Annotated in this window: 18 protein-coding genes and 2 riboswitches; of the genes, 4 read left to right on the top strand and 14 right to left on the bottom strand. The window is 47.2% G+C overall.

Features of this window, described 5'->3' with window-relative positions; genetic code table 11:
* Positions 1-15 precede the first annotated feature (15 nt).
* Positions 16-1614 (top strand): ribosomal protection-like ABC-F family protein, encoded by a 1599-nt coding sequence (gene abc-f / locus AC8GFU_RS02675; protein WP_506626961.1) that lies wholly within the window; start codon positions 16-18, stop codon positions 1612-1614.
* A gap of 3 nt (positions 1615-1617) precedes the next feature.
* On the opposite strand, the gene AC8GFU_RS02670 is transcribed toward abc-f, so the two are convergent.
* On the bottom strand, positions 1618-3699 hold the full coding sequence (locus AC8GFU_RS02670) for a DNA gyrase/topoisomerase IV subunit B (RefSeq protein WP_506626960.1): 2082 nt from the start codon (positions 3697-3699) through the stop codon (positions 1618-1620).
* 198 nt (positions 3700-3897) lie between these two features.
* On the opposite strand from AC8GFU_RS02670, the gene AC8GFU_RS02665 reads away from it, so the two are divergent.
* A complete protein-coding gene (locus AC8GFU_RS02665) occupies positions 3898-4110 on the top strand; it encodes a DUF7455 domain-containing protein (RefSeq protein WP_506626959.1) in 213 nt (70 codons plus the stop codon).
* Here AC8GFU_RS02665 and AC8GFU_RS02660 read toward each other — a convergent pair whose 3' ends face one another.
* The 5 genes from AC8GFU_RS02660 to AC8GFU_RS02640 all read right to left on the bottom strand — a co-directional run bounded on the left by AC8GFU_RS02660 (position 4111) and on the right by AC8GFU_RS02640 (position 8623).
* Entirely contained in the window at positions 4111-4299 is a 189-nt protein-coding gene (locus AC8GFU_RS02660; RefSeq protein WP_506626958.1) for a CDGSH iron-sulfur domain-containing protein, read from the bottom strand.
* 2 nt (positions 4300-4301) lie between these two features.
* On the bottom strand, positions 4302-6038 hold the full coding sequence (locus AC8GFU_RS02655) for an RNA polymerase sigma factor (protein WP_506626957.1): 1737 nt from the start codon (positions 6036-6038) through the stop codon (positions 4302-4304).
* Between the two features lie 100 nt (positions 6039-6138).
* Positions 6139-7209: a homoserine O-acetyltransferase MetX gene (gene metX, locus AC8GFU_RS02650; RefSeq protein WP_506626956.1), complete on the bottom strand. Its 1071-nt coding sequence runs from the start codon at positions 7207-7209 to the stop codon at positions 6139-6141.
* A 16-nt stretch (positions 7210-7225) separates the two neighbouring features.
* A riboswitch (SAM riboswitch) is annotated at positions 7226-7329 on the bottom strand.
* Positions 7330-7345: 16 nt separating this feature from the next.
* Positions 7346-7894, bottom strand: a complete 549-nt coding sequence (locus AC8GFU_RS02645) for a DUF4192 family protein (protein ID WP_506626955.1) — start codon at positions 7892-7894, stop codon at positions 7346-7348.
* A 6-nt stretch (positions 7895-7900) separates the two neighbouring features.
* Positions 7901-8623 (bottom strand): PKD domain-containing protein, encoded by a 723-nt coding sequence (locus tag AC8GFU_RS02640; RefSeq protein WP_506626954.1) that lies wholly within the window; start codon positions 8621-8623, stop codon positions 7901-7903.
* A gap of 79 nt (positions 8624-8702) precedes the next feature.
* Between AC8GFU_RS02640 and AC8GFU_RS02635 the strand changes: the two genes are divergently transcribed.
* Positions 8703-9158: an NUDIX hydrolase gene (locus AC8GFU_RS02635; RefSeq protein ID WP_506626953.1), complete on the top strand. Its 456-nt coding sequence runs from the start codon at positions 8703-8705 to the stop codon at positions 9156-9158.
* Here AC8GFU_RS02635 and AC8GFU_RS02630 read toward each other — a convergent pair.
* From AC8GFU_RS02630 to prpB, 4 genes are read right to left on the bottom strand one after another with little or no spacing between them, the layout of a single operon-like run.
* Entirely contained in the window at positions 9132-11123 is a 1992-nt protein-coding gene (locus AC8GFU_RS02630) for an ATP-dependent DNA helicase (RefSeq protein ID WP_506626952.1), read from the bottom strand. The two genes, AC8GFU_RS02635 and AC8GFU_RS02630, sit on opposite strands and share 27 nt — an antisense overlap.
* Entirely contained in the window at positions 11123-12562 is a 1440-nt protein-coding gene (locus tag AC8GFU_RS02625) for a bifunctional 2-methylcitrate dehydratase/aconitate hydratase (protein WP_506626951.1), read from the bottom strand. The genes AC8GFU_RS02630 and AC8GFU_RS02625 overlap by 1 nt, the downstream gene beginning before the upstream one ends.
* A 2-nt stretch (positions 12563-12564) precedes the next feature.
* Positions 12565-13695, bottom strand: a complete 1131-nt coding sequence (gene prpC, locus AC8GFU_RS02620) for a bifunctional 2-methylcitrate synthase/citrate synthase (protein WP_506626950.1) — start codon at positions 13693-13695, stop codon at positions 12565-12567.
* A gap of 5 nt (positions 13696-13700) precedes the next feature.
* Entirely contained in the window at positions 13701-14588 is an 888-nt protein-coding gene (prpB, locus tag AC8GFU_RS02615; RefSeq protein WP_506626949.1) for a methylisocitrate lyase, read from the bottom strand.
* 82 nt (positions 14589-14670) lie between these two features.
* Here prpB and AC8GFU_RS02610 point away from each other — a divergent pair, with 82 nt between their 5' ends.
* Positions 14671-15444 (top strand): dioxygenase family protein, encoded by a 774-nt coding sequence (locus tag AC8GFU_RS02610; protein WP_506626948.1) that lies wholly within the window; start codon positions 14671-14673, stop codon positions 15442-15444.
* On the opposite strand, the gene ribH is transcribed toward AC8GFU_RS02610, so the two are convergent.
* From ribH to ribD, 4 genes are read right to left on the bottom strand one after another with little or no spacing between them, the layout of a single operon-like run.
* Complete coding sequence (gene ribH, locus AC8GFU_RS02605; protein WP_506626947.1) at positions 15427-15894, bottom strand: 6,7-dimethyl-8-ribityllumazine synthase; 468 nt, start codon at positions 15892-15894, stop codon at positions 15427-15429. The two genes, AC8GFU_RS02610 and ribH, sit on opposite strands and share 18 nt — an antisense overlap.
* Positions 15895-17088: a 3,4-dihydroxy-2-butanone-4-phosphate synthase gene (gene ribB / locus AC8GFU_RS02600; protein ID WP_506626946.1), complete on the bottom strand. Its 1194-nt coding sequence runs from the start codon at positions 17086-17088 to the stop codon at positions 15895-15897.
* Complete coding sequence (locus AC8GFU_RS02595; RefSeq protein WP_506626945.1) at positions 17088-17690, bottom strand: riboflavin synthase; 603 nt, start codon at positions 17688-17690, stop codon at positions 17088-17090. The genes ribB and AC8GFU_RS02595 overlap by 1 nt, the downstream gene beginning before the upstream one ends.
* Complete coding sequence (ribD, locus tag AC8GFU_RS02590) at positions 17690-18703, bottom strand: bifunctional diaminohydroxyphosphoribosylaminopyrimidine deaminase/5-amino-6-(5-phosphoribosylamino)uracil reductase RibD (RefSeq protein ID WP_506626944.1); 1014 nt, start codon at positions 18701-18703, stop codon at positions 17690-17692. The genes AC8GFU_RS02595 and ribD overlap by 1 nt, the downstream gene beginning before the upstream one ends.
* Before the next feature lie 85 nt (positions 18704-18788).
* A riboswitch (FMN riboswitch) is annotated at positions 18789-18916 on the bottom strand.
* Between the last annotated feature and the right edge of the window lie 34 nt (positions 18917-18950).

The raw sequence follows: 18950 nt of genomic DNA, 5'->3' as shown, positions 1-18950 counted from the left end.
CCGATAGACTTGGGTGTGATTTCAACCCAAGCCCTCGAATTACGTGCAGGTGCTCGCCTTCTTGTTAAGGGCGTAACTGTTCGTATTAATAGCGGCGACCGTATTGGTTTTGTTGGTCGTAACGGTGCTGGAAAATCAACCCTTGCAAAGGTCCTTGCTGGTGAAACTATGCCTGCAGGTGGCGCAGTAAATCGCACAGGAAAAATCGGATACTTGCCACAGGATCCACGTACTGGTGATGAACCTGGAACAGTTATTGATCGCATCCTTTCTGCACGTGACCTTGATCAGATCGCATCACGTATGCGCGCTGTTGAAGAGGAGATGGCAACTGCGCAAGATGAAGCACTGGAAAAGGCGATGGATCGTTACACCCGCGTTGAAGCAGAGTTTTCAGCAGCAGGTGGCTATGCAGCAACCGCTGAAGCAGAAGCGATCGCAACATCCCTTGGAGTATCAGAGGCGGTATTTGGCAATGAACTCTCAACACTTTCTGGTGGTCAACGACGTCGTATCGAATTAGCGCGCATTCTCTTTAGCGGCGCAGAAACACTTTTGCTGGATGAGCCAACTAACCACTTAGATGCTGATTCCATCATGTGGCTTCGCGAGTTCTTGTCCAAGTACTCAGGTGGACTAGTAATTATTTCCCACGATGTGAACTTGATTGAAACAGTTGTAAACAAGGTGTTCTACTTAGATGCGAACCGAAACTGCATCGATGTCTACAACCTTGGTTGGAAGGCCTATCTATTGCAGCGCGAGCAGGATGAGCATCGCCGCAAGAAGGAGCGCGCTAACGCTGAAAAGCGTGCAGAGATTTTGCAGAAGCAGGGCGAGAAGATGCGTGCAAAGGCATCGAAGGCAACAGCAGCACAAGGAATGCTGCGTCGTGCCGAAAAACTTCGCAGTGGCCTTGATGATGTTCGAGTCGCTGACAAGGTTGCAAAGCTTCGCTTTCCTACCCCTGCCCCATGCGGAAAGACTCCGCTATCTGGCGAAGAGCTTTCAAAGAACTACGGATCTCTTGAAATCTTTACCGATGTTTCATGTGTGATTGATAAGGGAACCCGCGTTGTAATCCTTGGTCTTAACGGTGCCGGTAAGACAACACTTCTTCGAATTCTTGCTGGCGAACTTGAATCAGATACTGGAAAAGTTGAACATGGTCACGGCTTAAAGATCGGTTACTACGCCCAGGAGCATGAATCACTTGATTTTGAGCGCACAATTTTAGAGAACATGATGTCTGCTACCCCAGATATTCGCGAACCTGAAGCTCGTAATACCTTGGGTTCATTCCTATTTGTTGGCGATGATGTTCATAAGCCGGTAAAGGTTTTATCTGGTGGAGAAAGAACTCGTTTAGCACTTGCTGTTCTCGTTGTATCTGCAGCAAATGTTTTATTGCTTGATGAGCCAACAAATAACTTGGACCCAGCATCTCGCGCTGAAATTCTTGGTGCGTTATCTGAATACCAAGGCTCTGTCATCATGGTTTCTCACGATGAGGGTGCAGTGCAGGCTCTAAAGCCAGAGCGCGTTATCTTGTTGCCAGATGGCGATGAGGATCTATGGAAAGACGAGTACTTCGATCTAGTTTCAATCGATTAAAACTTAAGCGTCGATGTGCTCGCGATCGATTTCAGCGTTCGCAATAAATTCCTTACGTGGCGCAACATCGCTACCCATCAATAGTTCAAACATCGCCTCTGAAGCAGCTGCATCTGAAACGGTGATGCGACGCAATGTGCGAGCATCTGGATCCATTGTTGTTTCGCGGAGCTGATCTGCATCCATTTCACCAAGGCCTTTGTAACGCTGAATTGGCTCCTTCCAGCGCTTTCCATCCTTCTTCAAATCTGCAGTTACTTTCTTCATCTCGTCATCACTGTATGTGTAGATGTAATTACCCTTCTTTCCTCCCCCGCCAACAACTTCGATGCGGTGTAGAGGTGGAATCGCTGCAAATACGCGGCCTGAATCAATCAGAGGGCGCATGTAGCGATACATAAGGGTTAGAAGCAAACAACGAATGTGTGCACCATCGACGTCAGCATCTGACATCAAGATAATGCGACCGTAACGAGCCTCATCTAATTCAAAAGATTTCCCAGAACCCGCACCGATTACCTGAATAATCGAACCGCATTCCTTGTCTTCTAGCATCTGAGAAAGTGATGCTTTCTGCACATTTAAAATCTTTCCGCGAATAGGCAAGATCGCTTGGAACTCGCTATTACGCGCAGCCTTGGTGGTACCTAGTGCTGAGTCACCTTCTACGATGAACAACTCAGTACGTGTTACATCCTCTGAGCGGCAATCTGAGAGCTTTGTAGGCAGCGATGAGGATTCCAATGCGTTCTTACGACGCTGTAGATCCTTATGGGCACGTGCACTAATACGTGTACGTGATGCAGCTGCAATCTTTTCTAGAACCAGGCGACCATTTGCCTTATCAATGCGCTTTGAAGTGTTGAAGTACTCCTTCATTTTTTCTGCTACAACTGCAGAAACAATTCGGGTAGCGGCTGCTGTTCCTAAAACTTCCTTTGTCTGACCTTCAAACTGTGGCTCAGACATACGAACAGTTACGACAGCTGTTAATCCTTCAAGAACATCGTCCTTGATGACATCAATTTCCTTGTTAGCCAAAGTCTTCGTCGAACGAAGTGCCTCATTAACAACCTTGATCAATGCACGTTCAAAACCAACGACGTGGGTTCCGCCCTTTGGTGTTGCAATAATGTTTACAAATGAGCGCTGCGTGGTCTCAAAACCATTGCCCCACTTCATCGCGATATCAACTTCCATATCGCGCTCTACTTCAGTAGAAACCATATGGCCCTTGTCATCGAGAACAGGAACAGTCTCCTGGTAGTGACCAGTACCGTAAATACGAATTACATCGCCGACAGGTTCATCTGGCTGCAAGTAATTACAGTATTCAGTAATACCGCTCTTGTGGAAGAAGGTCTCTGAAGTCTTTGTCTTAGTTCGATTGTCATTAACAATCAGCGTTAATCCTGGAACTAAATATGAAGTCTGACGTGCGCGTGCGTAGATATCTTCTAGATCTAATTCTGCTTCCTTAAGGAAAATCTGGCGATCGCTCCACCACTTAATACGTGTTCCAGTTACCTTTGATGAAATCTTTCCAATTACCCGTAAACCTGATTTTGGTTCGAATGGTGCCTTTGGACCATCGCCATCAAAAATACCTGCAGTTCCGCGCTGGAATGACATCCAGTAAATCTTTCCATCGCGATCAACTTCAACATCAAGACGTGAAGCAAGTGCGTTTACAACTGATGCACCAACACCGTGCAGACCACCAGATGCTGCATATGAACCGCCGCCAAACTTTCCACCTGCGTGAAGCTTTGTTAAAACAACTTCAACTCCGGTTAAACCTGTCTTTGGTTCCTTATCAACTGGAATACCGCGACCATCATCATGAACTTCAACTGAACCATCAGATTCAAGATTAATTTCGATCTTCTTGCAATGGCCTGCAAGTGACTCATCTACAGAGTTATCAATAATTTCCCATAGGCAGTGCATGAGGCCACGTGAATCGGTTGAACCGATATACATTCCGGGGCGCTTGCGAACCGCATCAAGACCTTCGAGGACCGCTAAATCTTTTGCGGTATAGCTATCTTGCGAAGGGGTCGCAACTGCATCTTTCTCGGCCATGGGGCGAAAGATTATCTTCCTCACCCTATTTTTCAGCGTAAGCGCGCCGAAAAGGTCTCAGATATTGGAATTTGTCGACTCTCAGCGTTAAATCAGTGTTAATTAAGTAAAAAAGTTAAATATTAACGAGCGGGGAATAAAATAATGTGGTTTCCTGTTCCATAGAAGTAAGCAGTTCACACGGATACGGAGAGAGATATGACAGAACAGTTGTTGCTTGAATCAGTACCTCTTAACGCCCTCGATCGCTGCGATCGTTGCGGTGCACAGGCATATGTGCGCGCAGTGTTACTTAATGGCGGAGAGCTTATGTTCTGTGCTCATCATGGCAAGGAATACGCTGAAAAGCTAAAGACAGTTGCCGCAAAGATTCAAGATGAAACTGAAAAGTTAATCGAATCTAAAAACTAATTATTTTTGATCGAGAAAGCCCTTATGCGAACCATCGCAGAAGGGCTTTTCTTGTGAGTGGCCACAACCACAAAACTTTGGGTTTTCAATGGTTTCAATGACATTGCCTTCAGAATCAACAATGTCAACCGTTCCAGTTAAGCGAATAGATCCGCTCTTTGGATTAATGAAAACCTTTGGGTTTGTCATTTTTAATCTAGGTAGTCGCGCAGAACCTGGCTACGTGATGGGTGACGAAGTTTCGACATTGTCTTAGATTCAATCTGACGAATACGTTCACGAGTAACTCCGTAAACCTTTCCGATCTCATCAAGTGTCTTTGGCTGTCCATCTGTTAAACCAAATCGCATTGCAACTACGCCTGCTTCACGTTCTGACAAGGTGTCCAGAACTGAGTGCAACTGCTCTTGTAGCAATGTGAACGAAACCGCATCAGCTGGAACAACTGCTTCTGAGTCTTCAATCAAATCACCAAATTCGGAATCTCCTTCTTCACCAAGTGGTGTGTGAAGTGAGATTGGCTCGCGGCCGTACTTCTGAACCTCAACAACCTTTTCAGGAGTCATATCTAGTTCTTTAGCGAGCTCTTCTGGGGTCGGTTCGCGACCAAGATCCTGAAGCATCTGGCGCTGAACGCGTGCCAACTTATTAATAACTTCAACCATGTGAACAGGGATACGGATCGTACGAGCCTGGTCAGCCATCGCACGTGTAATCGCCTGACGGATCCACCAGGTTGCATATGTCGAGAACTTGTAACCCTTTGTGTAGTCGAACTTCTCAACTGCACGGATCAGACCCAAGTTACCTTCCTGGATCAAGTCCAAGAACAACATGCCACGACCGGTGTAACGCTTTGCAAGTGAAACTACAAGACGAAGGTTTGCTTCGAGCAGGTGGTTCTTTGCGCGCTTTCCATCTTCAACTAGCCATTCAAGTTCGCGCTTGTACTTCTTATCAAGCTTCTTTTCATGCTTCAGTTTTTCTTCTGCAAAAAGACCAACTTCTACGCGTGTAGCAAGCTCTACTTCAAGCTCTGCATTCAGAAGTGCTACGCGGCCGATCTGCTTCAGGTAATCCTTAACAGGGTCAGCGGTAGCTCCAGCTGTCATAACAGTCTGTGCAGGTGCGTCATCCTCTTCAGAGGCCTTTAATGTAAAGGCATTCTCTTCATTGCCTTGATTTGCATCCTCTGCTGAAAGATCTACAACGCGAGGCTGATTTCCCTTATCTTCTTCTTCGCTGTCGATGATCTCGACAACTTCCTTGATTAGTGTTTCAACATCTTCAAGTTCAACTTCTTCTAGCTCTACTTCTTCGCCATCGATCTTTGTGACAACTGCCTTACCGGTTTTTGCATCAACCTTTGGCGCAACTTCGGCCTTTACTGGCTCTGGCTTTGGGGCGATTAATTCATATTCAGCCTTCTTAAGAATTCGTGAAGGTGAACCAAGACCTGCTTTGCGAAGACGTTCAACCATAAGTGGAACATCACTTGCGAGCGCGCGTGCTTCATCAACTAAATCCTTGTCAACCTTCTTAGGAATTCGGTTGATCGAAGTAACGCCACGTGATTCAAGCTCTGCAAGAACTTCATTTTGACGAAGTACCGCGTTCTTAGCATCAACAATCTGCTGAACATCTTTTGCAGTTAAATCTTTTTTAAGTTCAATCTTCTTTGCAGGTGCAGCCTTCTTAACGGGCGCTGCTGCTTTCTTTACTGGCGCTGCTGCTTTCTTTACTGGCGCAGTTTTTTTAACTGGCGCAGCTTTCTTCGCAGGGGCGGCTTTCTTAGCTACAGCTTTCTTTACGGGTGCAGCTTTTTTCACTGCAGCCTTCTTAACTGGGGCTGCTTTTTTGGCAGGTGCTTCCTTCTTTGCAGAAGTCTTTGCCTTCACCTTGTTTTTGAGCGCACTAAATACAGCCACAATTGTCCTTTGATTTGTTTCAGCGAATCCGCTGAAGCGATGGCTATATTATAATTTGTCCACAGGGGTAAATGCACATCCAAAAACACCATTTGGACCCTTATTTAGAGAGTTTTATCGCCTCTCGAATCACATTTCCAACACTCTCAACCTCAACTAGAAAGCCATCATGGCCAAATGGGCTTGAAATGGTGACCAATGGGGCCGCTGCAGGGGCTAATTCAGCGATTTCAGCCTGCAGGCGAGGTGGGAACAAGCGATCGGTATCAATCGATACCGCTACCACTGGAATGGTGATTGAGGCCAAAGCTTCGGCAACTCCCCCACGATCGCGACCAATATCGTGGCTATTCATCGCCTCTGTCAGGGCGATGTAGGTGTTGGCATCAAAGCGCTTGGCCAACTTATTTGCCTGGTGATCTAGGTAGGACTCAACGGCATAACGACCTGTGTCATCTCCCTGTAACTGGCGACCAAAACGGATATCCATCTCAGCTTCAGTTCGATAGGTCAGATGGGCGATCCGACGGGCGATTCCCATACCTTCATCAGGGCCAACCTCTTGCTCGTAATAATCACCGCTATTGAAGTTGGGATCGGATTTAATGGCACGAATTTGAATTGATGCGGTTCCAATTTGATCACCAGTTGCAACAGCAGATGATCCGATTGTGCAGATTGCCCCAACACGTTCTGGAAGTTGCACCGCCCATTCCAAAGCGCGCATTCCACCAAGTGATGGACCCACAGCCAACTTATATTTTTCAATTCCAATGGCATTTGAAAATGCAACTTCGGCAGCGACCATGTCGCGGATTGTTAATGCAGGAAAACGAGAACCCCATCGCTTTCCATCAGGTGCAAGAGATGATGGCCCGGTTGAACCCTGACAGCCACCAATCACATTGGGACAGACAACAAAATACTTATCTGTATCAAATGGTAATCCTGGGCCGACCATTGAAGGCCACCATCCAGGAACATCTGACCAACCGGTCATCGCATGGTTAACTAAAATCGCATTATCTTTTGCCGCGTTTAATACGCCCCATGTTTGATACGCAATAGTGACATCGGGCAGAGTTTCGCCATTTTCTAAAAGGATGAAACCGATCTTGATGAACTTACGTTCACCCGGATCATGAGTTTCGAGCCATGCACCTGTTGCCATAGAAATAAATATCCTTCACCTGCGCTTGCCACGTAGTGGCCTGTTCGTCACCCGGAGCACCCCGCCGCGGTGGAGGGTTGCCGCCTACTAAGCCGGGGCTAATACGTAGGACTCGTGAACGGTGTAATTCTAGCGACTACGCCTCAAAAATCCCAGCCGTCACCTTTGGGTGAAGCTCCACCCTCATTGCAGCAAATGCAGCGGCGGGCCAGCCTGAACCAAAGACTCTGCGCAGCAATATGGTCAATGAGTACTTCGGATCATCAGCAGTTGCTCGATCAAGTGCACGGTACGCCAGCTCTGAATCCCCGCGTTCATACGCCAAGGTGGCAAATAAACAAGCAACCGGTGCAACAAATCCGGTGGGTGCAATTCGAAGCAGGTAGAGCCACATGTTCCAGTAGATATCAAAGGTTTTTGCGTTGTGAGTTCCTAATGCAAAATCACGCACTTGAATATCGCTTAAACGACCAAGCACTTGTGACATCAATTCGATATCGCATTGGTATCCGCGATCTGCAAACTGCATTGATAGATCAATGACAGCCGTTGCACCATCGCGTTGGAGCAAGTTCAAATCAGCAGAATCAGGTGTTAACGCAAAGCTATGTACAGATTCGATGAATTCAGAATCCGCAGCAAGTGGAAGTGGAGTGATGCTTACATACATGTTTTCAGTTGTCATTGATTCTTATCCTTTGAAGTGGGTGGGGGCTTGAACGATGGTGATTGCTGCGACGGTGATCTTTTTAACGGTGCCTGAAACTGCACGGGCTTCTGCGTTATGTGTGTAGGTGCCGTTCCAGGTAGTTAGTAATGTGACGACATAATTTCCAGGTTTTGCATAGGTGTGATGAATCGGTCCGGTTGGGTAGGGAGCGCCGTTTTCTGTTGTGGCAAAAACGCTTCCATCGCCGAAGCTCCACACAAAAGACGGGCGCAGCGCAACATCTACAACTTCACCGATGATGTCGACTCGGCTCTGAAATAGTGAAGGCAGGTCGCACCAGAAATACACCGGCACATGTACAAGTGGTTCAAATTCAGGTTGATAGGCAACACCTGCTGTTGGAACCATTTTCGTTAACTTGTCGCTCAAATTGACCTTTGTGACAGCTTTTTTAACTCGTGGCTTATAGGTGCGTTTTACAGTTGGTTTTACAACTACAAGTTTTGGCTTTGTTGGTGGGAAAAATAAGGGCACAGCCTTTGGTTTTGGGCTCTGCTTAACAACCGGCTTCTTTGGCGCTTGGGCAATGCTTTTCTTAACGGTGGTGTTGCCTTTGTGAGCTTCAATAATGATTTGATTGTTATCGGTATACACATTGATGCAGGCGGTTTCCTGACATGGATCTGCCGCGCCAGCCGGGATGATTGAAATAACCAGGAATACCGCAAGAAGTAAGGCGACCATGTGCGGCACCATAAATTGAGCGACATACGGTAGTAACAATCACAGCGCCAACTGTGGATAGTTGTGACAGGCTACGAACATGGCGGCGCGCGATGGTGATGGATGGGTTGAATGCGCCTGCGGAAATAAGCACTGGGGCTTAAACGGTGCGGCCGGCATTTTGATTGTGCGCGGCCATGAAATCTTGTTACAACATCGCGCACCATGGGTTCATAACGGAGACACATGGGGAATCCCTGGTGGTGCTCGTGATTCTCATGAATCCACAATTGAAGGTGCGTTCAGAGAAGCTGTTGAAGAAACCGGTATCGATACCGACTTACTGTCCCCACTTCATACCTTCACCGATAACCATGGTGATTGGAAGTACGAAACAGTTATTGCCCGTGCCCATGATGGATTAATTGCGCATGAAGTAAATGATGAATCCCACGAGGTTCGCTGGGTTGATATTGAAACAGTTAATGAACTTCCGCTTCATCCGAGCTTTGCTAAATCCTGGCCTGAATTAAAGGCTCTCCTTCAATCGCTTTAAAGAGTCGCGAACTACTGCAGCATCAGATGTGCGCCACAGCGGTGGCATTGAATTGAGCAACACACTTCCGTAGCGCTTAGTCACGATCCTAGAGTCAAGAATTGCAACTACTCCCCGATCATCAACTGAACGGATCAAACGACCAGTGCCCTGCGCTAATAACAGCGCCGCCCGTGGCAATGAAACCTGCATAAAACCACTGCCGCCCTTTGCATCTGCTTGTGCAGCACGTGCGCTCATAACTGGCTCATCTGGACGAGGAAATGGAATTCGATCGATCGCAACCAAAATACAACTATTGCCCGGAACATCTACACCCTGCCACAACGACATCGTGCCGATTAAAACTGAAGTTTCATCCTTTGCAAAACGCGAAACCAGCGGCCCGACTGCATCTCCGCGCTTTTGCGTGATGATCTTTATCGGAAGCTCTGCCAAAACATTTCGTAGATGTGCATCTGCTGCCTCTACCCCGCGCCATGATGAAAACAACGCCAGTGTGCGTCCACCGGCAGCATCAATTAACTCGCCAAGTTCGGTCAGTACTTCTTGACTTGGGCCATCACGACCAGGCTCTGGTAAATGCTTAGGCATGTACAAAACACCTTGATTTGCAAAATCAAATGGGCTACCGACATCGAGCATTTGAAGATTTGCAGGATCTACTTCGCCCTCTTTAACTTCAGCGCTCATTTCTTCATTAACTAAGAAACCAATGCTCTTTGCCATCGCATCAAATCCATTGCCTACCGTTAGCGTTGCAGATGTCGCAATAACAGGAGTCTGGGTCAGCATGTTCTCGCGCAAAACATCAGATACAGATAGCGGAGCTAAATACAGCGTTGAAAATGTTGGTTCATACCAAAGAACTAAACCATCGCCCATTTTCAGCAAGGTCGTGGCCGTTGTTGCAATTTCCGTGACCGCACCCTTTACTCGTGCACGCTCTGCTAAAACATCGGTATCGATAATTTCATCATCTGCCGACATAAACTGAACGATCGCCTTAGAAGCTTCCATCACTTTGCGTACTGAAAATTCAAGGGATTGTGGAATCTCTTCCAGTCGACCTTGAGATGAGAAATCGCCCTTAATATCTTCGCCGTAATCAACCATAGATTCGTGAAAATCATTTGCCGCTTTATGGAAGGCATCTGAAAGCTTACCCGGCATGAACTTTCGGGCCATTGCGGCAGCACGCAAAACTCGGTTAGAGGTAAGTTCATCCGTTACCGCTTGAGTTGCTCGATCCATGAACTCGTGCGCCTCATCCAAGATGATGCAATCACGATCAGGCAAGATCGGATGAGAGTCCACAATTTCAATTGCAAGCAAGGTGTGGTTTGTAACGACGATATCTGCAGTTTGCGCTTTGGCCTTTGCATTAGCGGCAAAGCATTGTGAACCAAATGCGCACACATCTGCACCAACGCATTCGCGGCCTGAAACACTGTTTGCTGCCCATACCCGGCGATCTACTTCAGGGGCATCATCACGATCCCCTGACACACCCGGTGTCTTTGCCCACGCAATTAAACGCTTTGCATCCTTTTCAAGGGATGAGACTTCCATGACTAATTCAGTGTCAGGATCTACATCTTCACTGTTCAACTTTTGCAGACAAACATAATTACCAACGCCTTTATAAATTGCGTAGGAAATATCGCGGCCTAGCTCTTTTTCCAATGCCGGAACAACGGCAGGTAGGTCACGATCTACTAACTGACGTTGTAAAGCGATTGTTGCTGTTGCAACTAATACTTTTCGACCATGCACGATTCCAGGAATTAAGTACGCCAGAGATTTACCGGTACCTGTGCCTGCTTGAACCATCAGGTGATGACGATTAGTTAATGCATTTGCAACCGCTTCAGCCATTTCAATCTGGCCTTCACGCGGCTTTCCACCAATTGCTTCTACGGCAACATCCAGTGCACGACGCACCTTTGCTGACATATCGCTCATTAAAGAGCCATCAAATCCATAAACTCATTTACAGGTGTAGCTGCCAACTTGTTGTAATCAAGGCAAAGATCGATGATCTGCTTCTGCTTATCTGCATCATAAATACGAGCAAGATTTGTCTTGTACTTTTCGATTAACAGCGGAATACCTTCAACGCGGCGACGTGCATGGCCGATTGGGTACTCAACAGCAACCTCGTCAAAGGTCGTGCCATCATTGAATTCAACTGTTATTGCGTTAGCAATCGAGCGCTTTTCTGGGTCGTGATAATCAGCTGTGTAGCTGGTGTCTTCAACGCAGACAATCTTTTCGCGCAATGCATCGATACGTGGATCTGAAGCGATGTCATCTTCATAATCGCGAGCAGTTAAACGACCAAAGATAAATGGAACAGCGGTCATGTACTGAATACAGTGATCGCGATCTGCTGGGTTATTCAGCGGACCCTTCTTATCGATGATGCGAATACATGCCTCGTGGGTGCGAATCGTGACCTTCTTGATGTCATCTGATGTTTTACCCGCTGCTTGCATCTGCTTGTAAATTGTCATCGCCGCTTCAACACCAGTTTGTGAGTGGAATTCAGCAGGGAAAGAAATCTTGAACAAAACATTTTCCATTACATATGAACCGTACTGGCGCTGGAATTTAAATGGATTTCCCTTGAAGGAAACATCGTAGAAGCCCCAAGTCTTTGCAGTCAGCGCTGATGGATAACCCATCTCGCCAGTCTGTGCGATTAAGGCAAGACGCACTGCACGTGATGTTGCATCTCCGGCAGCCCATGATTTGCGTGAACCTGCGTTTGGAAAGTGACGATAGGTGCGAAGTGATTGACCATCTACCCAGGCAAGTGAAACAGCGGCAAGTGCTTGATCTCGGGTAAGACCCATCATCTGAGCAACAACAGCGGTTGATGCAACCTTTACTAATACAACGTGATCTAGACCAACCTTGTTAAATGAGTTTTCAAGTGCAATACAACCTTGGATTTCATGCGCCTTGATCATGGCGGTTAAAACATCTTTAACAGTGAACTTCTTATCAGTTGTACGTGATAACCAATCTGCTGTTGCAAGGATTGCACCTAAGTTATCTGAAGGGTGTCCCCATTCGGCAGCAAGCCAAGTGTCATTGAAATCTAACCAACGAATCATTGCCCCGATATTGAATGCGCCTTGTACTGGATCTAAAACATGCTTTGTTCCTGGAACCTTTACGCCGTTTGCCACTGTTAAACCTGGGACAACCGGTCCTAAAAGCTTGGTGCAGGCTTCATATTCAAGGGCTTCTAGGCCACAACCAAGTGTGTCCATAAAACAGTTCCATGCAGTTTCATAAGCAACCGGCGACTTAACTTCGTAGTTCAGTGCGTAATCGACGATATCGATTATTTCTTGATCGTACGGCTGGTTGTTCTTAGCTACATGGCTGGACATATTTAGCGCTTTTCGATTGGAAGGAATGCGCGATCTTCTGGTCCAACATAGGTGGCTGTTGGGCGGATGATCTTTCCGTCATTGCGCTGCTCGATAACGTGAGCAGTCCAACCTGAAATACGTGCCATCACAAACAATGGAGTGAAGTAGTTAACTGGAATCTTCATTGCATCGTATGCAACAGCTGAGAACCAGTCCACGTTAGGGAACATCTTCTTAACTTCCCACATTACTGATTCGATGCGCTCTGCGACGTTGTACAAGTTTTCCTTACCAGCAGCTACCGCAAGATCCTTTGTGATGACCTTGACGATCTCGTTGCGAGGATCTGACACTGTGTACACAGGGTGTCCGAAGCCAATAACAACTTCTTTTGCTTCTACACGCTTGCGAATATCTGCTTCAGCCTGATCAGGTGATGAGTAACGAAGTTGAATTTCTAGTGCAACCTCATTTGCTCCACCATGCTTTGGACCACTAAGTGCTCCAATTGATCCGGTAACACATGAGTAAATATCTGCGCCGGTTCCTGCAATTACACGACCGGTAAATGTTGATGCGTTGAACTCGTGCTCTGCATAAAGAACTAGAGATGCGTGCATCGCCTTTTCCCACTGCTCTGATGGCTTCTCGCCATGCAAGAGGTGCAAGAAGTGTGCGCCAATTGAGTTGTCATCAGTTTCTACTTCGATGCGCTTTCCGTTATTTGCAAAGTGGTGCCAGTAACCAAGGAGTGAACCAGTCTTTGCAAGCATTGAATCTGCAATATCGCGTGCCTCTTCTTCAGTGTGCTTTGTTGACTCTGGTGTGACCGCACCAAGTGCTGAAAAGCCTGTACGCAAAACATCCATCGCATGAGCAGATGCTGGAAGTTGTTCAAGAACTGTCTTGACCTGAGGTGAAAGCCCGCGTAGACCTTTGAGCTTTGCCTTGTAAGCATCTAGCTGCGCCTGGGTAGGGAGCGCGCCGTGCACTAGTAAGTATGCGACCTCTTCGAACTGGCAGTTAGCAGCCAAGTCCTTGATCGAGTATCCGCGGTAGTGAAGATCTGCTCCACCCACTGCGCTGAGCGCTGTGTTTCCTGCTGGAACGCCAGAGAGTGCAACTGACTTCTTTACTTTGATTTCTGTCATGATTTTTACCCGTTGTCTTTGCCTAGTGTTTGGTCAAGTGCTTTTTCATATTCATAGTAATTAATAGCTTGGTATAACTCTTCGCGGGTCTGCATCGTGTCGATCACACCGGCTTGAGTGCCATCGCGACGAATCGCTGTGTAGACATTTTCTGCAGCCTTGTTCATCGCTCTGAATGCTGACAATGGGTACAGGATCATTCCCACACCGTTGGCAGCTAATTCATCGCGGGTAAACAATGGAGTCATTCCAAATTCAGTGATGTTGGCCAAGATTGGCTTTGAAACCGCGGCGCTAAAGCGCTTGTAATCTTCTAAAGTACGAATTGCTTCTGGGAAGATTAAATCTGCGCCAGCTTCAATGTAGGCATGAACGCGATCAATCGCGGCTTCGATACCTTCATTGGCAATTGCATCTGTGCGAGCCATGATTGAAAAGTTGTCATCTGTACGAGCATCTACTGCTGCCTTGATGCGATCGACCATTTCAGCCTTGGAAACAATTTCCTTGTTTGGGCGGTGACCGCAGCGCTTAGCGCCAACCTGATCTTCAATATGTAATGCGGCCGCTCCAGCTTTGATCAGATCCTTTACTGTGCGGCCGATGTTAAAAGCCGAAGTACCGAATCCGGTATCTGCATCAACGAGCAATGGCGTATCGCAGACATTGGTAATGCGACGAACATCAGTTAAAACATCTTCTAATGTGGTGATTCCTAGATCTGGAATTCCCATTGAGCCTGCTGCGACTCCGCCACCAGATAAATAGATTGCGCGAAATCCTGCGCGCTGAGCAAGCAAGGCGTGATTAGCGTTGATGGTTCCAATAATTTGAAGTGGGGACTCTTCAAGTAACGCCTTTTTAAAGGCTGCACCTGCGCTGGTTACGCTCACAGGTTGAGTGTAACTACCCGCAAGTACCTATCAAACTCCGGAAGTAGTTGAATGTTCAACTACTTAGGTATACCCTGTCGGCATGGCTCAATTACCCGCGTTGTACATAGGCCATGGAGCGCCAATGCTTCTAGATGATGAGTTATGGACATCACAGTTAAAAAGTATCGCTGGGCAGATCGAAAAACCGAAGGCGATCCTGATTGTCTCGGCTCATTGGGAATCAGCGCCTGTCACATTAAGCAGTCCTATCGCTGGGACTCCCCTGGTCTATGACTTCAGTGGTTTTGCGAAAAAGTTTTTTGAGATGACGTATGAAACTCCAGATGCAACAGAGCTGATGAATTTAGTTGCATCGATGATGCCTGACAATGAACAAGTCTTTCAAAGCAATCGCGGTTTAGATCATGGTGCTTGGGTTCCGTTAAGAGTGATGTACCCCAATGCTGATATTCCTGTTTTACAGATGTCGATGCCAACTAGTGATCCTGCACGTTTGTTAGAACTTGGTCGTCGTTTGCAACCGCTGCGCGACATGGGCGTACTAGTTATTGGTTCAGGATTTATGACTCATGGTTTGCCGTACTTGCGCGACTGGAGCACCGATGCAAAGGCTCCAACATGGTCCAGCGAGTTTGATACCTGGGCAGCTGAAGCACTTGCAAAGGGCGATGTGGAAACACTGTCAGCCTTTAAATCAAAAGCACCTGGAATGCCTTATGCGCACCCAACTGTTGAACACTTTACGCCTTTATTTATTACCTTAGGTGCAGCTCAAAAAGCAGATGCGCCAGTTGAAACTTTGATCGATGGCTACTTTATGGGGCTATCGAAGCGTTCAATTCTTGTTGCGTAAGTGAAGTAGTTCAATCGCAGCAATTGCGCTGTCATATCCCTTATCTTCTTTACTGCCTGCGCGACCGCTGCGAGCAATTGCTTGATCAAGATCGTTACACATCAATACGCCATAACCGATTGGCTTTCCGTACTTCAGCGATACATCGATCACACCCTGAGTTACACCTTGGCAAACATAATCAAAGTGTGGGGTTTCGCCCTTGAGAACTAAGCCCACTGCAACAACTGCATCAAAACCTGCTTCAAATGCGTACTGCGCAGCAAGTGGAATCTCGAATGATCCGGGCACAAACTGCACATCTACCGTTGCAACCTGTGCTTCAGCAAAGGCGCGCTGTGCACCTGCAATGAGGTCATTACAAATATCTAAGTGCCACGATGAGGAGATAATCGCGACCTTTACCTGTGGCAGTGGCTTGATTCCGATTGCTGGTGCGTGTCCTGCCATTTACTTGCCTCCTCGTGTGTGGCCAAGTTTTTCTTCCTTGGTCGCTAAGTATTTTTCATTAAATTTATTGCTGGCGATAACCAACGGGGTCTGCGTTACAACCACTCCTGCATTCTCCAAAGCCGCAACCTTGTTCGGGTTGTTAGTTAGCAGTTGAACTGCGCTTAAACCGAGCGCATGAATGATTGCAATCGCATCAGACCAATCACGTGCATCGATTTCATGGCCCAAGTGCAAATTAGCATCGATGGTATCCATGCCCTGATCTTGTAATTGATACGCCTTAATCTTTTCAGTTAAACCGATTCCTCGGCCTTCATGGTCGCGTAGGTAAACAATGAAACCGTAACCGTGGTTTTGAATGGCGGTGATTGATTGCTCTAGCTGTTCTCCACAATCACAACGCTGTGAGTGAACAACATCGCCGGTAAAGCACTCGCTGTGAATGCGAACCATCGGTGTTGCACCTGGTGTTCCAAATGAAATTACAGCATGTTCACGTTGACGAAGACCCGGATAGGTTGCGATTTTCCACATTCCGGTGCGCAACGGCAGATCAGCCCAGGCAAACTCAAAGGTTGATTTAGTGGCTGGTACAACAGGTGCAACAGCCTTAAGCTCTTCAACTGAAATAACAAGGATTGAATTCTTCGCCGCAAAATCCATTAATGATTGCCCACGAGCCATGGAGCCATCTTCTGTAACAATTTCAGATAACAAACACAGCGCTGGTGCGCCAACTAGCTGTGACAAAGCCACTCCAGCTTCGGTATGCCCTCCGCGTGCCTGTAGCCCGCCATTGTCAGCAATCAACGGAAACACATGTCCGGGACGAATGAAATCTGAGTGCACCACACTGCTATTTGCTAAGGCACGTACCGTGTTTGCACGCTCTTCCGCGCTGACTCCGGTTGTGATTCCAACCTTGTAATCCACACTGACAGTAAATGCGGTCTTCTTTGAATCCTGGTTCTCTTCAACCATTAACGGCAAACCCAGCTCGCGGGCACGATCCTGAGTCATTGCTACACATAAAATTCCAGTTGTGTGACGCACCATGAAAGCCACTTTTTCAGTTGTCGCTAAATCTGCACGCAGCATTAAGTCGCCTTCATTTTCGCGATCTGCATCATCGGTCACAATGATCAGCTCGCCATTCTTATATGCATCAAGGGCGGCTTGCAGATTGCTCATTATTTATCTCCCTTGGCTAAAAGGCGTTCTACGTACTTTGCTAAGACATCAACTTCAACGTTAATTAAATCTCCTGGCTTTAGCGTTGAAAGATTGGTGCGTTCTAGTGTTTCAGGAATCAGCCACACGGTAACTACATTGGTTGCATCATCGATGCTGCCCACTGTTAGCGAAACACCATCAAGGCAAATAGAACCTTGATTGACGATGTACTTTGCAAGATGCGCTGGCACGGTGAGATCAAACTGAGCCCACTTATCCCCCGGCGTTAATCCACCAACGTTTGCTACGCCATCAACATGACCCTGCACCATATGGCCACCCATACGCGCATTCAGTTGTGCTGCTAATTCAAGGTTTACGGGACTGCCTACAGCGATCTGTGAAAGCGAGGTTAATGACAAAGTTTGAACCATGACATCGGCGGTAAAGGCTGTTCCATTAATAGATGTAGCCGTTAAGCACACTCCATTTACTGCAACGGAATCGCCTAGTTTGATTTCGGAAATTAACAACGGTGCATCGATAGTAAAGACAGCAGAGCTTTCGCTCTTTGCGATCGCGGTAACAACTCCTAATTCAGCAATAAGTCCTGTAAACATCACTCACCATTCCTAATGCCGTACACCGATTTAACATCGCCAGCTAGAACCTGGGTACTGATGTGATCTAGGCGCATTTGATTGCTGATTGTTGATGGGTAATCAAAGAGAAAGAACTGCTTTCCAGATCCAAGCAGCGAAGGTGCTTGATACATGATTAATTCATCTAATAAACAGCCATCCAACATAGCGCTGCCTAGCGTTGGGCCGGCTTCAACAAATACATGGTTAACGCCGAGTTCATTGAGTTTTTCAACTAGAAGATTGAGATCCTTTGATTTAACAACAACTGTTTGGGCGGCTGCATCAAATACTTGCGCATCTGCAGGTAGTTCTTGCTCGCCACAAATGATGCGGATTGGGTTGTGTGTGTAACCAGCAAATTCGCCTCGTGGAATTAAATGCGGATCATCTGCCACAACGGTGTTAGTGCCTACCAAGATCGCATCTGCTTGGCGGCGAAGCTGCTGCACATCGGCGCGAGATGTTTCATTGGTAATCCACTTTGATGTTCCATCAGTTGCAGCAACCTTTGCATCCAAAGTAGTTGCAACCTTCCAGGTAAAGAATGGGCGGTTCTTGGCAATCTTGGTGAGCCAGGCACGGTTTGAGTATGCAGCTTCCTTTTCTAAAACTCCGCTGATCACAGTTATTCCTGCAGCCTTCAAAGTAGCTGCACCACCTGCTGCTTGCGCGTTGGGATCACTGACGGCGTACACAACAGTTGTAATTCCGGCATCGATAATCGCTTGCGCACACGGACCGGTGCTACCTGTGTGATTACATGGTTCAAGGGTGACAACAATTGTTGAGCCCTTGGCCTTATCCTCTGCTGCTTTAATCGCAACAACTTCAGCGTGGTCTGCGCTATTCATTCGGTCATGAAAACCTTCAGCGATAACCGCGCCAGTTGCATCAATAAGTACTGCGCCAACAATTGGGTTGGGCGCTGTCTTTCCTAAACCTTTTTCGGCAAGGGCAATGGCACGTTGCATTGCAACTATGTAATCCATACATTCCCCCAACTCTAGATACGAGTTCTCGGGGTGGGTGCACAAGTAGAAATGCACAAAGAAGGTAGGCGCAAGCCGACCCTTTGTTTGTTTTCTCTCATCCGGACTTTAACCGTCGGTCTCAGAGTTTCACTGAGTCAACCGATACCTGGCGGGTATCGGGTCGCGGACTTTAACCGCCGGTTCGAAATTACATCGACCCCGAAAACAACGTCGTAATTCTACCTCGCTTTGAAGCTGGCGCAGA

Origin of the sequence: Planktophila warneckei (SeqCode) (genome assembly GCF_965234675.1) — a bacterium.
Taxonomy (GTDB): domain Bacteria; phylum Actinomycetota; class Actinomycetes; order Nanopelagicales; family Nanopelagicaceae; genus Planktophila; species Planktophila warneckei.
The sequence above is the reverse complement of the archived record's forward strand: the minus strand, read 5'-3'. Positions and strand labels throughout refer to the sequence as shown.